This is a genomic window from Sciscionella marina DSM 45152 (assembly GCF_000379465.1).
In the GTDB taxonomy this organism is placed as follows: Bacteria; Actinomycetota; Actinomycetes; order Mycobacteriales; family Pseudonocardiaceae; genus Sciscionella; species Sciscionella marina.
In genome coordinates, this window is record NZ_KB905465.1 from 81,906 (window position 1) to 96,513 (window position 14,608).

The window sequence follows — 14,608 nt, forward strand, 5'->3', positions numbered from 1 at the left end:
GCCCTCTTTGGATACCGCGCCCAAGGCTCGATGCTGCTCGTCACCGAACCGCACGGCAAGAATGCGTCACTCGCGGTTACCGTTAACTCTTCACTTCCGCAGATTCCGTTTCAGCACTTTCCCTGTCGAATTGCGTGGCAGCGCCTCCACGAATTCGACGCGCCGAGGACTTTTGTAATGTGCGATCCGGGAACGCGTCCATTGGATCAATTCCTCCGCGCCGAGGTCCGCACCCGGGTTGAGTGCGACCACGGCCTTCACCGATTCACCCCAGCGTTCGTCGGCCACCCCGATGACCGCGACCTCGGCCACCGATTCGTGCGCGGCGATCGCGTTCTCCACCTCCGGGGAGTACACGTTCTCCCCGCCGGTGATGATCATGTCCTTGAGCCGGTCGGAGATGGTCACGAAGCCGTCCTCGTCGACCCAGCCGATGTCCCCGCTGCGCAGCCAGCCGTCCTCGGTGATCGTTTCCGCGGTCGCCTGCTCGTCGTCGAGGTAACCGGCCATGATCTGTTCGCTCGCCAGCCACAGCTCACCAGGCTCCCGCGGCGGGAGGTCCTTGCCGGTGGCCGGATCCACCACGCGCAACCGCACTCCGTCGATCGGGGTTCCCGCCGAGGCGAACCGCTCGGGATGCGCGGAATCGCGGTGTGCCTCGGGTTTGAGCGAGGTCACCACCCCACCCATCTCGGTCATCCCGTAGACGTGGATGAATTTCATCTCGGGCCAGGCGGCCAAGGCCTTGCGCAGCAAGGGATAGGGCATCGGCGAGGCGCCGTAGCCGAGGTACTTCAGCTTGCCGAGCACCGCGACCGCCTGCTCCCCCGCCGCGAACGCGCCCGCCACGATGGCCGGGACGAGAAAGGCATGCGTGGCACCCGCGCTGATCGCCGCGAACAGGGTCGCCGCGTCCGCCTCGCGGGTCAGATAGGTCGGCGCGCCGTTGTGGATGCCGATCTGAATGTAGGAACTGCCGCCGACATGGAACAGCGGCATGGCCACCAGGTTCATATCGCCGCGTTCGAACTTGAAGTCCCCGTTGCCCGAGATCGTGTGCGCGACCAGGCCCCGATGGGTCAACTGCACCCCTTTGGGCTTACCCGTCGTGCCCGAGCTGTAGAGCACGGTGCACACCTCGTCCGGGCCGATCTCCGGGTCCCGGTCCCGCGGCACCGCCGAGGCGAGCAGCGGTTCGTAGGCGTCCTGCGCACCGCCGACGATCACGCGCTCCCCCACCGAGGTCAGCCGGTCGGCGATGCGCTCGATCGCGGGCGCGAGCTCCGCGCCAACGAACAGCAGGCGCGGGCCGGCATGGTTGAGCACGTAGACCAGTTCCTCATCGGCGAGCCGCCAGTTCACGATCGCCGTCGCCGCGCCGAGTCCGGCGGCCGCGAACACGGTCTCCACACAGCCGATGTGGTTCTTGTCCAGGAAAGCGATCCGGTCGCCCCGCCCGATCCCCTTGTCCCGCAGCGCACCGGTCAACCGCCGGATCCGGTCGTGCCAGCCCGCCCAGCTCCAGGTCTGGTCCGCGAACGTGATCGCCGGCTCGTCCGGGGTCTCCCGGGCCCAGTGTTCGAGCCGATCGCCGATCAGGACAGGTGCCGGGGCCTCGCTCATCGCTGTTCCCATCGCCGGTGATCAAGGTGTCGATCAGCCTGGCACACCCCGGCGCGCAACTACAAGCATGTCGGATTGTTTTCCCCGGGCACGCAGGACCCGCGCTGCAGCGGAAACTCTGCAGAAGAACCTTTGCAGAACTTTCTCTGCAAAGGTTCTTCTGCAGAAGCCTCGGCGCCGAGCAGGCGCCGGATCAGGGCCGCGGAATATTGCGCAGGTTCGACTTGGCCATCTCGAGCATCTTGCCGACCCCGCCATCGAGCACGGTCCGGCTGGCCGCCAGCGCGAATCCGCGCACCTGTTCCCCGGTGATCCTCGGCGGGAGCGACAGGGCGTTGGGATCGGTGACCACGTCCACGAGCGAGGGGCCGTTGTGCGCGAACGCGGTGCGCAGGGCGTCCCCCATCTCGCCGGGCTGCTCCACGCGCTGGGCGTGGAGACCGAGCGCGGTGGCCACGGCGGCGTAGTTCACCTCCGGCGTATCGGTCTGATACGAGGGCAGTCCGTCGACCAGCATCTCGAGCTTGACCATGCCGAGTGAGGAGTTGTTGAACACCACGATGTTCACCGGGATCCGCTGCTGGGCGACGGTGATGAGTTCACCCATCAACATGCCGAGGCCGCCGTCCCCGGAGAGGGAGACGACCTGGCGGCCCGGATAAGCGAGCTGGGCGCCGATGGCGTGCGGCAGTGCGTTGGCCATGCTGCCGTGGATGAACGAGCCGATCACCCGCCGCCGCCCGTTCGGGGTGAGGTAGCGCGCGGCCCACACGTTGCACATCCCGGTGTCCACGGTGAACACCGCATCGTCCGCGGCGATGTCGTCGAGCACGTCCGCGGCGTACTCCGGGTGGATCGGCAGATGGTTCTCGATGTCTCTGGTGTAGGCGTCCACCACCTTCTCCAGGGAGCGGTGATGGCGGCGCAACATGTCGTCCAGGAAGGCACGGTCCTGCTTGCGATCCAGCAGCGGCTGCACGGCCTCGAGGGTGGCACGCACATCCCCGTGCACGGCGAGATCGAGCGCGGTGCGCCTGCCCAGCCGCGCGGCGTTGTTGTCCACCTGAATGGTGCGCGCCTGGGGTAGGAAAGAGTCGTAGGGGAAGTCGGTGCCGAGCAGCAGCAACAGGTCGGCCTCGTGCATGGCGTGGTGCGCGGCGCCGTAGCCGAGCAGGCCGGACATGCCGACGTCGTAGGGATTGTCGAACTGGATCCATTCCTTGCCGCGCAGCGAGTGCCCGATCGGCGCGTGCACGGTCTCGGCGAGCCGGATCACCTCGTTGTGCGCGCCCCGCACACCCGCGCCGCAGAACAGGGTGACCTTCTCGGCGGCGTTGATGGCATCGGCGAGCGCGCGCACCTGCTCCTCGGTGGGGTGCACGATCCCGCTCGGCGGGCAGTAGCCGCCGGTACCGGTCGGATTGGTGGCGGGCTGATCGGCCACATCACCGGGGAACACGAGCACGGAGACCGAGGAGGTCGCCACGGCGTGCTGGATGGCCACCCGGACCAGGCGCGGCGCCTGGCTCGGATCGCTGATCATCTCGCAGTACTCGCTGGCGTCCACGAAGGTGCGCTCCGGGTGGGTCTCCTGGAAGAACCCGGTGCCGATCTGGCCGCTGGGGATGTGCGAGGCGAGCGCGAGCACCGGGGCACCGGTGCGGTTGGCGTCGTAGACCCCCTGAATGAGGTGGGTGTTCCCCGGGCCGCAGGAACCGGCGCACACCGCGAGCCTGCCGGTCAGCTGTGCCTCGGCGGCCGCGGCGAAGGCACCCGCCTCCTCATTGCGCACGTGTACCCATTCGATGGCATCGGTTCGACGGATCGCGTCGACGACCGGATTGAGACTGTCCCCGACGACCCCGTACACCCGGCGCACTCCGGCCTGGGCCAGGATCTCGACGAACTGCTCGGCCAAGGTTTTCGCCATTTCGGACTCCCCTTGCACATCATGATCATCAGGTGTCTGACCACCCGCACGTTACGCGGTGGGTACGGTACCGGCAGCGTGCGGAGCCCGCCGACGTGCCAGGGGTCACCACCCTCTGGCGGCATGGTTCATACTGTGGTTAGGCTGTCCTAATAATCTTGCAGGGAGACGTATGGCCTCCGGTTCGGAACTGCTACGCGAAAACGTTGCAGGGCAACGTAAACTGCTCGCCGCCTCCTCGACCCTGGCCGCTGTGCATCAGGGCGGCGAGGCGCTGGTGCCGGTGCTGATCGGCGTGATCATCGATTCGGCGATCGCCTCCGGATCGGCGAGTGCCCTGCTGGTCTGGGTGCTCGTGCTCGCCGCGGACTTCGCCGTGCTCTCCATCGCGTACCGGTTTTCCGCGCGGTTCGCCGAACGGGCCAATCAGCGCGCCGCGCACGAGCTGCGTATGCGGGTCACCGAACGGGTGCTGGACCCGCGCGGTGGTGCCGAATCGGCCCGGTTGCCCGGTGAACTGGTGAACATCGCGACCGGAGACGCGCGCAGGGTCGGGAAGCTGCAGTTCGCCATCCCGTACGGGCTCTGCGCCTCCCTGGCCGGGGTACTGGTCAGCGCGATCGCCCTGCTGCGGTTGTCCATCCCACTCGGGCTGACCGTGCTGCTCGGTGCCCCGCTGATCGTGTTCGGCGCACAGCTGATCGGCAAACCACTCGAGCGGCGAAGCGATGCCGAACAGGACGAGGCCGCCTTCGCCAGCGGAGTCGCCGCGGACCTCGTCTCCGGGTTGCGCGTGCTCAAGGGCATCGGCGCGGAACGCCCCGCGAACGCCCGCTACCACGCGCGCAGCCGTTCCTCGCTCACCGCGACGCTGCGCGCGGCACGGGCCCAGGCCTGGCACGACGCGACGATCCTGATCCTCACCGGGCTGTTCATCGCCGCGGTCGCGCTCGTCGGGGTGCTGCTGGCCATGCACGGTTCGCTGGGCATCGGCGGACTGGTCGCGGCAATCGGGCTCGCCCAGTATCTGCTCGGCCCGTTCCAGGCGTTCGGCAGGCTCAACGGGCTGCTCGCCCAGGCGCGCGCCTCCGCGGGACGGATCGCCGCGGTGCTCGACACCCCGCACGCGGTACCGGGTGGTGAGCGCGCCCCGGCCGAGCCCGTGCGCGGTGCGCTCAGCCTCCGCGCGGTGCGCTGCGGCCGGCTTTCCGGGGTGGACATCGAGGTTCCGGCGGGTGCCCTGCTCGGGATCGTGTGCCGGGAACCGGACGCCGCGGCCACGCTCGCCGAACTGTCCGGCCGCGCCCGTGATCCCGAGTCCGGGCAGGTGTACCTGGACGGGGTGCCGCTGACCGAGCTGGACCCCGCGCTGCTGCGCACCGGAGTGCTCAGCGCCGCTCATAACGCGGAGCTGTTCTCCGGAACCCTGGCCGAGAACGTGTCCGCCGCGGCGGGCGGGGTCATCGAACCCGCCCTGCGCGCGGCCGGGGCCGAGGAGGTCGCCACCACGCTCGCGCAGGGAACCGCGACCCGGATCGCCGAGCGGGGCGGATCGCTTTCCGGTGGCCAGCGCCAGCGGGTCGCGCTCGCCAGGGCCCTCGCGGCCGAACCACCGGTGCTGATCGTGCACGATCCGACCACCGCGGTGGACACGGTCACCGAAGCGCAGATCGCCCGTTCGCTGCGGGAGTACCGGGAAGGCCGCACCACGATCCTGCTCACCACGAGTCCCGCGCTGCTCGCCGAGACCGAGTCGGTGGTCTTCCTCGCCGACGGCACGGTGACCGCGCACGGCAGCCATGCCCAGCTGGTGCACGAGAACGCCGACTACCGGACGGCGGTGCTGTCATGAGCGAGTTCACGAGCGAATCATCGACACAGAGCGAGTTCACGAGCGAATCGTCGACACAGAGCGAGCTCAGCAGCGTTTCATCGACACAGAGCGAACCCGTCGAGCGCCTCCCCGTCGCCACCGGGAAGCAGACCGCGGGCGCGCTGCGGGAACTGTTGCGCGGCAACCGGTTGCTCGCCGCCGCCGCGCTCGGTGCGCTGCTCGTCTCCACCGCCATCGGCCTCGCGGTCGCGCCGCTGCTCGGCAGCCTGGTCGACCTGGTCGCCGCGCACCGGGCCCCGTCCGCGCTCGTGCTGCCGATCGCCGCGCTGGCCGTGGTCGCCGTGGCGCGCGGGCTCACCAGCGCGCTCGGCGCCATCCTCACCTCACGGCTCGGCGAGACGATGCTGGCCCGGCTGCGTGAACGGTTCGTCGCGCGCACCCTCGATCTGCCGCTGGAGACCGTGGAACGGGCCGGATCGGGTGATCTCACCGCGCGCGTCACCAATGACGTCGCCCTGGTCGGGGAGACGGTGCGCGAGGGGCTGCCGCAGCTGGCGCAGGCGGTGCTGACCATCGTGCTCACCTTCGGCGGGCTCGGCGCGCTCGACTGGCGGTTCCTGCTCGTCGCGCTGATCGCGGTGCCGCTGCAACTGCACACGCTGCGCTGGTATCTGCGCCACGCGGTGCCGCTGTACGCGCGCCAGCGGGTGGCCAGCGGGGACACCCAACAGTCCCTGTTGGACACCGTCGGCGGGGCGAGCACGGTGCGTGCCTTCGGTCTTTCCCGCGGGCACACCGAGAAGGTGGCCGGTGCCTCTTGGTCCGCCGCGGAGCTGATGCTGCGCGGGATGCGGCTGGTCACCCGGTTTTACGGGCGGCTCAATCTCGCCGAGTTCATCGGGCTGGGCGCCATCCTGGTGATGGGTTTCTTCCTGGTCCGCGCCGATGCCGTCACCATCGGCGCCACCACCGCGGCCGCGCTGTACTTCCACAGCCTGTTCAACCCGATCAACGTGGCGCTCGCGCTCGTGGACGACGCGCAGGCCGCGGCCGCCAGCCTCGCCCGGCTCGTCGGCGTGGTGGACATCCCGGAGACCGGGCACGGGGAATCCGGGCGCAGGCCGGGCGGCGGGACCGTGAAAACCTCGGCGCTGCACCATTCCTACGCGGGCGGGCCACCGGTACTGCACGATGTGCACCTGGACATCGCCGAGGGCGAACGGGTCGCGATCGTCGGCGCGAGCGGGGCGGGCAAGACCACGCTCGCCACCATCATCGCCGGAGTGCACACCCCGGCCGGTGGTTCCGTGTTGCTCGGCGGGGTGCCGCTGGAAGAGCTCTCCCCCGAACGGCTGCGCACCAGCGTGGCCCTGATCAGCCAGGAAGTGCACGTGTTCTCCGGAACCCTCGCCGAGGACCTGCGGCTGGCCAAACCCTCGGCCACCGATGCCGAACTGCGCGCGGCACTGGACCGTGTGGGTGCTGCCGACTGGGCGCAGGCGCTCGAACACGGGCTGGACACCGTGGTCGGGGACGGCGCGCACCGGCTCACCACGACCCAGGCCCAGCAGCTGGCACTGGCCAGGCTGCTGCTCGTCGATCCGCCCATCGTGATCCTCGACGAGGCCACCGCGGAAGCGGGCAGCGCCGGATCGCGGGTGCTCGAACGGGCCGCCGAGGCCGCGCTGCACGGGCGGACCGCGCTGATCGTCGCACACCGGCTCACCCAGGCAGCCGCAGCCGACCGGATCATCGTGCTCGACGCGGGCCGGGTGGTGCAGACCGGTTCGCATGCCGAACTGTCCACAGGCGACGGCCCATACGCGAAGCTGTGGGCCGCCTGGTCGGACAACCGGAATTGAGCCGCGTCCGGCGGGAATTCGCGCTACCGTGCCCATCATGAACGAGGACGGCTACTTCGACGCGCAGGTCGCGGCGAACTACGACCGAACCAATGCGACGATGTTCGCCCCCGGTGCGGTGACACCGGCCGTCGAGTTCCTCACCGGGTTCGCCGGAGACGGGCGCGCCCTCGAACTGGGCAGTGGCACCGGCCGCATCGCCCTGCCGCTTTCCCGGCGCGGTGTCCCGGTGCACGGGATCGAGCTGTCCAGGGCGATGACCGCACTGCTGCACGCCAAACCGGGCGGTTCTGCGGTCCAGGTGACCACCGGAGATTTCGCGAACACCCGGGTTCCCGGCACGTTCTCCTTGGCATACCTGGTGTTCAACACGATCAACAACCTCCTGACGCAGCAGGAACAGGTGACGTGTTTTCGCACCGTCGCCGAACACCTCGAGCCGGGCGGCAGCTTCGTCATCGAGGTCGTCGTGCCGGAACTGCGTAAACTTCCGCCCGGGGAACGCATCGTGCCGCTGTACGCGAACCCCACCGAATGGGCCTTCGACGAGTACGACGTGGCCACCCAGTCACTGAGCTCCAACTACGTCGAGGTCACCGAATCCGGCGCCGGCTACCGCTCGATCCCGTTCCGCTACGTGTGGCCGAGCGAACTGGATCTGATGGCCCAGCTCGCCGGAATGCGGCTGCGGGAACGCTGGGCGGACTGGAACCGGGACCCGTTCACCAACGAGAGCACCAAACACGTGTCGGTGTGGGAGAAGCTCAGCTGAGTTCGCCGACGCGGCGGGCCAGCCCGTCGACGATGAGCGCGAGTCCTTCCTCGAACGCCGACTCGTGCTCGATCGGCGGGATATCACCCGCCCGCTCCGCGCTGTCCCCGAGCGCGGTCTCCGCCTGCTCCTCGAGGACACTGCCCACGGTGAACCGACTGGCGGCCAGCATCGCCATCTGAGCGTCCCGCTCCGGCACTCCGGAGACGAGCAGGAACTCCATCTTGTGCCCGAGGCGTTCGAGGTCCGCACCCGCGGGGGAAACCCCGGCGTGCAGCCGGGCACCATCGCGGCGCAGCAGCAGCGTTCGCCGGAAACTGCGGCTGTTCTCGAGGAACCAGGTGCGCCAGTCGTCCGGGGGCTGCGGTAGCGGGACCGCGGCATGCGGGGCCATCGCGACCTCGGCCATGGCGCCGAGCAGTTCCTCCTTCTTCCGGAAGTGCCAGTAGAGCGAGGGCTGCTCGACGCCGAGTCGCTTCGCCAGCCGTCGCGTGCTCACGGCGTCCAGACCGACCTCGTCGAGCAGATCGAGCGCCTCGGCGACGACCGCCTCCCGGGTGAGCTTGACCATAGTGACAACCTATCGCTGATAGGCAAGTCTGTAAAGAAAGCTATCACCGATAGATCGAGGTACCGAAATGACACGGCACGCTCCACTGAACATCCTCGTCTGCGGCGGCGGGATCGCGGGGCCCGCCCTGGCCTACTGGCTCACCAGGACGGGCCACCGAGTGACCGTCGTCGAGCGCTTCCCGGCACTGCGAGCCTCGGGTGCCCAGGTCGATCTGCGCGGGCAGGGCATCGAGGCGATCGACCGCATGGGACTGCTCGACGCGGTCCGCGAGCAGCTGGTGCACGAACCGGGGGTCACCTTCGTCGGCACCCGCGGCAGGGCACGGGGAACCATCCCGGCCAACACGTCCGGGCACGGCAGGCAGACGCTGACCTCCGAGTACGAGATCATGCGCGGCGATCTGGTGCGGATCCTGCACGCGGCGACCGAGAACGACGTGAACTATGTCTTCGGCACCAGCGTAGAGAGCTTCGAACAGGACGAGAACCAGGTCCGCGCGCACTTCGCCGACGGCTCCTCCGGTGAGTACGACCTCTTGGTCGGCGCGGACGGCCAGGGTTCGCGTATCCGCCGGGCGATCCTGCCGCCCGGCGCGCCCGAGCCGTACTGGAAGGTGGGGATCCACACGGCGCACTGGCTCATTCCGCGCACCGGATCGGACAGCGATTTCAAGAACACCTTCCACGCCCCGAACGGCCGGATGATCATGCGCCGCAGCCACAGCGTGGACGACACCCAGGTGTACTTCTTCCTGCGGGAACAATCCGCGGAGGCCTCCGCGATCCACCGCGAACCGGTCGAGGAGCAAAAGCGGTTCTGGGCCGAGCGGTTCCGCGATGCGGGCTGGCAGACCGAACGATTCCTCGACGGTATGACGAAAAGCGAGAGCTTCTACTCCCAGGAAGCCCTGCAGGTGCGCACGGACACCTGGGCAGAAGGGCGTATCGTGCTGCTCGGCGATGCCGCGCACTGCGCCTCCCCGTACAGCGGCATGGGCGCATCCGGTGCCCTGGTCGGCGCCTACGTCCTCGCCGGAGAACTCGACCGGCACACCGATGACCTGCCGACGGCACTGGCGAACTACGACAGCACGCTGCGGCCGTTCGTGAACGAGATCCAGGCCTCCGTGAAACCACGCCTGCTCCGCCTGGGCATGCCCACCAGCCGGCTAGCGATCGACGTTTTCCACGGCCTCACGACACTGGGCTGCGCGCTGCACATTCCCGAGCTCGTGGCCCGGTACTCACTCCAGGACCGGGGCGGAGCCTGGCAGCTTCCCGCGATCCCGGACCTCATCGCGGGATGAAGCGCGACGACCTCGCCGGATCTACCGCGACTGGCGCACCGCCCTCCCGATAGAATACTTGACGAGATCGAAAGTATTAGCAATGCTTGCACTCATGGAAAGTAATCGGGATGCCGAAGAGGCACCGCGACAGGCCGACCGTGCGGCCGCCGCGCCGTACGTCGACTATCCGCCGACACCGGCTTGGTACCCACCGGCCACCGGACTGTGGGCCGCTGCCTTCTGCCTGGTGACCGGCATCCCGTCCGGCAGCGCCCTCAAGGCGGTCGCCCTGGCCGTCTTGGTGGTGGCAGAGCTCGGGTTCGTCGTCTGGTACCGCCGATATCGAGGAGTGCTGCCGCGTGGACGAGCCCCCAAGGAGGTCCGCAAGGTGCTGGCGGCCTTCGTTGTCGGTGCCGTGGTCGTGATCGCTGTCATCGGCGTGACGCTGTGGCTGACCACTCCCCTGCTCGCGGCGATCCTCGCGGCTGCCGTCGTCATACCAGCGATCGCGTGGTACGAGCGGGCGTACGCTGCCGCCGCCGGTCGCACTCGGGCGCGGCTGGCATGAGCCAGTTCGGGCTCGATCCGGTAATCCATGCACCGAAGCGGCTCGCGGCCATGGCCCTGCTCGCCAGCGCCATGGATACTGACTTCGCGTTCGTGCGCGACCACCTGAAGATCAGCGACTCCGACCTGTCCAAGCAGATGGCCGAGCTGGCGAAGGCCGGTTATGTGGATATCCGCAAACAAGGTCGTGGCCCAGGTTCCTCGACCACCTACCGGATCACCAAGAACGGCCGTCGCGCCTACCTCGCACACCGCAAGGCACTGCAGGCAATCCTCACGATGGACGAGGACACCGCTCATCAGTCGCACCCCTAAAGGTTGTCCCTTAATGATCAAGAAGCGGTGGCGGGCAAGGGAATACACGGCCCTCATCGGGTCGGTCGATGTTCAGTGGGTCATGGCGAGGTTACGCATCAGGGCCACACCCCTGGCGGCGTAGCAGACGCCGTCTCGTTTGCGTCGGCAGTTGCGCAGGATGTTCCAGGACCTCATGTGCGCCAGAGTGTGTTCGACGCGGGCACGGACTCGCTTGTGGACGGTGTTGAGGTCGGCCTTCCCCAGGAAGTTCGCTGCTGTCGGTGGGTTTGCGATACGGCATGATGACCTCGCGGTTGCCTGGGTAGCCGCCGTCGGCCATCACCTGGGCGCCCCGGCACTGGTGGTCGACGCACTGGTGGTCGACACCGGAGTCCCGCCAGGCGCGGCAGTCGTTGCGGTTACCCGGCAGCGGCCTCCCAATCGCGACCGTCGGGCGGGTGTTGGCGTCGATGACGACCTGCAGGTTGGTCGAGTACCGGTAGTTCGTCGACGAGGCACTCATGCTCCGATCGTGGGTGTGCACCGAAGTTCCATCCACGATCAGCACCATGTCCGGACTGTTCCTGCGCTTGACCGGCGACAACGCGAGATACGGGCCCAGGTGGTCCACGACCCGCCCAGCAACGGACTTGGAGACATCGAAAAGCAACGCCACCTGCCGCAGCGTGAGGTTGGTGCGGTAGTACACCGCGACCAGCAGCACCCGGTCGTCCAACGACAGGCCCCACCGCCGTCCGGCACCCGTCTGCACGGCACCACCACCCCGCACGATGCCCACCAGCTTGCCAAACTGCTGCACCGACAACCCCCGTGAACGTCGGTATCCACGCCGGCTGGTCAACCCCGATCACCTGCACCAGCCCATGATCCACTATGGCCGCAGGCCCGTGTTTACGGGACACCCCCTAGTCCATTGAGGTGATTCTCAATGCTGCCACGGAAAAACACGCTTCGTCATGGTAGTATAGATGTATGAGCACTGGGGAAATCGGGACAATATTATCGAGCCGGGAACGGGTGGCCCGGTTCGTGGAACAGGGCGCGGTGGTTCGCCGCGCCGAGGCAGAATTGCTGCATCAGGCCGCGCAACTGGAGAAAGACGGTGCGGCGGTCGAGTTCGGCTACGGCGGATCGATGACGCGCATGCTCCAGGACATGCTCCGGATCGGCAAGGCTGAGGCGCGCCGCATGGTCGATCGCGCGCACGCCCTGTTCGGTTCCCTGGGAATCAGCGGGGAACCCATTCCCGCCGATCTGCACAACACCGCGGACACGTATCTGCGCGGGGAACTCGGCGGCGAACACGTGGACCGCATTCGCCGGTTCGCCACCGAACTACCCGTCGATGTACTGACCAACGACGCATGGCCGATCGCGGAAAACGCCCTCGCCGAAATCGCCAGCGATACCGGGCCATACGGATTGACCAGGCCGATCCGGGAGTTCCGTGCTCGCCTCGATCCGGACGGGCAGCCACCCGATGATCGCGAACCCGCCCGACCGGATCGGCAGATCTGGCTGGAACAGTGGCAGAACAACTGGACCATCCGCGGAACCTTGGACTACGAAACCGGGTTGAAACTGCGTAGCGTGTTCGACGCGCTCGGTAAACCCCGCAGCACCGAAGCCAACGGCGGCACACCCGATATGCGCACTAAGGCCGAACGCGACGCCGACGCCCTCGCCGATGTCATCCAGCTCGCCGCAAACCCGGAGAATCTTCCCGGAAACGGTGGCGAACCCTTCGCGATCATGGTGACCATGAGCGAACAGGCACTGCGCGAAGGAATCGGCACCGCCACCACCATGGACGGCACCGAAATCCCCGCCACCCAACTGCGCCGCATCGCCTGCGAGGCGGGAATCATCCCCACGGTTCTCGGTTCAGACGGCGAAGTACTCGACATGGGCTGCCGCGAACGCACCGCACCACCCAAACTCCGCCGCCGACTCATCGCCCGCGACCGCGGCTGCGCACACCCCGACTGCGATCGCCCACCCGCACTGACCGAGGCACACCACATTCAGCACTACGCGGACGGCGGCTACACCATCGAAGAAAACATGGTGCTGCTCTGCCGCCAGCACCACTCCCTCATCCACGGCACCGCATGGCAAGTCCGCATCCGCAACGGAAAACCCGAATTCACTCCACCCGAATACCGAACCCGCCCGGCCGTCAAGCCACCAGGTTTTGACAGGCAAGTAATCACTTGCCTATCATCCGGTCGCGGTGATCATGGCCCGCCGACCGCCCCCGGATAGACGAGGACTCGTATGACAACGACCAAGGCCTACGGAGCACTGGAAAACATCGACGGCCGCCGGGCGCTCCGCTTCGAACTCTCGGTCGCCTACCCGATCGAACGGCTATGGCAAGCCATCAGCGTGCCGTCCGAACTCGAACAGTTCTTTCCGGGCGCCGCCGATTGGACACCCCGTGACCGGCGAGACCATCACGGGCGGCGGGCTGACCATCGAGGTCACAGAGGTCACCGCGCCGCACCGCTTGGCATGGACCTTCGCCGGTCAGCCGCAAAGCTTCGCACTGGTCTCGACGGAGACCGGCTGCCAGCTGATCTTCACCCACGTCATCGATGATCTGCGGGCAGCGCAAACCGCGACCGGCTGGGAGATCTACCTGTCCCGGCTCGGCCCTCATCTCGCCGGTCACCATCTCAGCGACGAGGAAGCACACCGGCCGTGGCGCGAAATTCACGAACTCTATGCCACGCGTTTCGGAGTCGATCCGGCACCGGGCCGGGAGTGGGCGGAGCAGAACCTTCCCGGCCGGGCCTAACGGAGATGACGTTCGGCGATCCGGTCCAGTTCGCGCAGTGTCTCGGTTTCCGGCATCGTCTCCAGGAAGAACGTCGCCCGGTCGATCCCGGCCTCGGTGAGCTCCGCCAGATTCGTCCCGGCCGGCGCGTTGATGACCACCTCGGAACGGCCGCGCGCGGTGAGCTCGCCACGAACCTCACGCACCTGCTGCGGAGTGACGTTGGCCGGCAGCCAGCCGTCGCCGTGCATATAGAGCCGTTCGAGCGCGGACTCGCTCTGCCCGCCGATGTAGATCGGTGGCTGCCGCGCGGGTTTCGGCCACTGGTGGATCGGATCGAAGTCCACGTGCTTCCCATGGAATTCGGCCCCATCGGTGCTCCAGATCCGCTTGAGCGCGGCGAGCTGTTCGTCCAGCAGGGCACCCCTGGTGCGCGGATCGGTGCCGTGGTTGGCCATCTCCTGACGGTGCCATCCCGCGCCGACCCCGAACAGCACGCGCCCGCCGGAGAGCAGGTCGAGCGTGGCCACTTCCTTGGCGGTGTGGATGAGGTCTCGCTGGGTGAGCAGCACGATCCCGGTGCCGAGCAGCAGTGAGCTCGTCGCGGTGGCCGCCGCGGTCAGCGTCAGGAACGGGTCCAGGGTGCGGTAGTACTTGGCGGGCAACGGGGAACCGTCCGGGCCGTCGGTGTCGCCGACCGGAAGATGCGAGTGCTCGGCGAGGAACAGGGCGTCGAAGCCGCGTTCCTCCAGGGCACGCGCGAGCACGTCCGGGCGGATACCGTCATCGGTGACGAACGTCGAGATACCGAATCGCATACCCGTGGCCAACCGCGGTCCCCGCCCGGCTATTCCGTGCTACAAAGCCTCGCGCAGGGATTTGGGCCGCAGGTCAGTCCAGTTGCGCTCCACGTAGTCCAGGCAGGCCTGCCGGGAGTCCGCGCCGAACACGGTCCGCCAGCCCTCCGGGACCTCGGCGAACTCGGGCCACAGCGAGTGCTGTTCCTCCTCGTTGACCAGCACGTAGTAGCGGGCATCGGGGTCTTCGAACGGATTGGTCAT

General features: G+C 67.9%; 13 protein-coding genes and 1 pseudogene. 8 read left to right on the forward strand and 6 right to left on the reverse strand.

Features of this window, described 5'->3' with window-relative positions:
- Positions 1 to 90: 90 nt before the first annotated feature.
- Together A37U_RS0140940 and A37U_RS0140945 are read right to left on the reverse strand one after the other, a co-directional pair.
- Positions 91 to 1,623, reverse strand: a complete 1,533-nt coding sequence (locus A37U_RS0140940) for a long-chain-fatty-acid--CoA ligase (RefSeq protein ID WP_020502456.1) — start codon at positions 1,621 to 1,623, stop codon at positions 91 to 93.
- 193 nt (positions 1,624 to 1,816) lie between these two features.
- Positions 1,817 to 3,553: a pyruvate dehydrogenase gene (locus tag A37U_RS0140945; protein ID WP_020502457.1), complete on the reverse strand. Its 1,737-nt coding sequence runs from the start codon at positions 3,551 to 3,553 to the stop codon at positions 1,817 to 1,819.
- 172 nt (positions 3,554 to 3,725) lie between these two features.
- Between A37U_RS0140945 and A37U_RS0140950 the strand changes: the two genes are divergently transcribed.
- Genes A37U_RS0140950 through A37U_RS0140960 form a run of 3 tightly spaced genes read left to right on the forward strand, consistent with a single transcriptional unit; the run spans position 3,726 to position 8,021 of the window.
- Positions 3,726 to 5,405 carry an ABC transporter ATP-binding protein gene (locus A37U_RS0140950; RefSeq protein WP_020502458.1) on the forward strand — a complete coding sequence of 560 codons (1,680 nt, stop codon included), beginning with the start codon at positions 3,726 to 3,728 and terminating at the stop codon, positions 5,403 to 5,405.
- Complete coding sequence (locus A37U_RS0140955; protein ID WP_020502459.1) at positions 5,402 to 7,249, forward strand: ABC transporter ATP-binding protein; 1,848 nt, start codon at positions 5,402 to 5,404, stop codon at positions 7,247 to 7,249. Before A37U_RS0140950 ends, A37U_RS0140955 begins: the two co-directional genes overlap by 4 nt.
- Before the next feature lie 37 nt (positions 7,250 to 7,286).
- Positions 7,287 to 8,021 (forward strand): class I SAM-dependent DNA methyltransferase, encoded by a 735-nt coding sequence (locus tag A37U_RS0140960; RefSeq protein ID WP_020502460.1) that lies wholly within the window; start codon positions 7,287 to 7,289, stop codon positions 8,019 to 8,021.
- Here A37U_RS0140960 and A37U_RS0140965 read toward each other — a convergent pair.
- Positions 8,014 to 8,592 carry a TetR/AcrR family transcriptional regulator C-terminal domain-containing protein gene (locus A37U_RS0140965; protein WP_020502461.1) on the reverse strand — a complete coding sequence of 193 codons (579 nt, stop codon included), beginning with the start codon at positions 8,590 to 8,592 and terminating at the stop codon, positions 8,014 to 8,016. The genes A37U_RS0140960 and A37U_RS0140965 overlap by 8 nt on opposite strands.
- Before the next feature lie 67 nt (positions 8,593 to 8,659).
- Here A37U_RS0140965 and A37U_RS0140970 point away from each other — a divergent pair, with 67 nt between their 5' ends.
- The 3 genes from A37U_RS0140970 to A37U_RS0140980 all read left to right on the forward strand — a co-directional run bounded on the left by A37U_RS0140970 (position 8,660) and on the right by A37U_RS0140980 (position 10,765).
- Entirely contained in the window at positions 8,660 to 9,901 is a 1,242-nt protein-coding gene (locus tag A37U_RS0140970) for an FAD-dependent oxidoreductase (RefSeq protein WP_020502462.1), read from the forward strand.
- Between the two features lie 94 nt (positions 9,902 to 9,995).
- Positions 9,996 to 10,451: a hypothetical protein gene (locus tag A37U_RS47845; protein ID WP_040590163.1), complete on the forward strand. Its 456-nt coding sequence runs from the start codon at positions 9,996 to 9,998 to the stop codon at positions 10,449 to 10,451.
- On the forward strand, positions 10,448 to 10,765 hold the full coding sequence (locus tag A37U_RS0140980; RefSeq protein ID WP_020502464.1) for a transcriptional regulator: 318 nt from the start codon (positions 10,448 to 10,450) through the stop codon (positions 10,763 to 10,765). Before A37U_RS47845 ends, A37U_RS0140980 begins: the two co-directional genes overlap by 4 nt.
- A gap of 72 nt (positions 10,766 to 10,837) precedes the next feature.
- Here A37U_RS0140980 and A37U_RS47850 read toward each other — a convergent pair.
- Positions 10,838 to 11,628 (reverse strand): annotated as a pseudogene (locus A37U_RS47850) (transposase family protein).
- 112 nt (positions 11,629 to 11,740) lie between these two features.
- Between A37U_RS47850 and A37U_RS0140990 the strand changes: the two are divergent.
- Positions 11,741 to 13,033 (forward strand): HNH endonuclease signature motif containing protein, encoded by a 1,293-nt coding sequence (locus tag A37U_RS0140990; RefSeq protein WP_083934278.1) that lies wholly within the window; start codon positions 11,741 to 11,743, stop codon positions 13,031 to 13,033.
- Between the two features lie 175 nt (positions 13,034 to 13,208).
- Positions 13,209 to 13,568 carry an SRPBCC family protein gene (locus tag A37U_RS47855; protein ID WP_020502466.1) on the forward strand — a complete coding sequence of 120 codons (360 nt, stop codon included), beginning with the start codon at positions 13,209 to 13,211 and terminating at the stop codon, positions 13,566 to 13,568.
- Here the strand turns inward: A37U_RS47855 and A37U_RS0141000 are convergent.
- Both A37U_RS0141000 and A37U_RS0141005 read right to left on the reverse strand, forming a co-directional pair.
- On the reverse strand, positions 13,565 to 14,365 hold the full coding sequence (locus tag A37U_RS0141000) for a TIGR03619 family F420-dependent LLM class oxidoreductase (protein WP_020502467.1): 801 nt from the start codon (positions 14,363 to 14,365) through the stop codon (positions 13,565 to 13,567). The genes A37U_RS47855 and A37U_RS0141000 overlap by 4 nt on opposite strands.
- 39 nt (positions 14,366 to 14,404) lie before the next feature.
- Positions 14,405 to 14,608: an MbtH family protein gene (locus tag A37U_RS0141005; RefSeq protein WP_020502468.1), complete on the reverse strand. Its 204-nt coding sequence runs from the start codon at positions 14,606 to 14,608 to the stop codon at positions 14,405 to 14,407.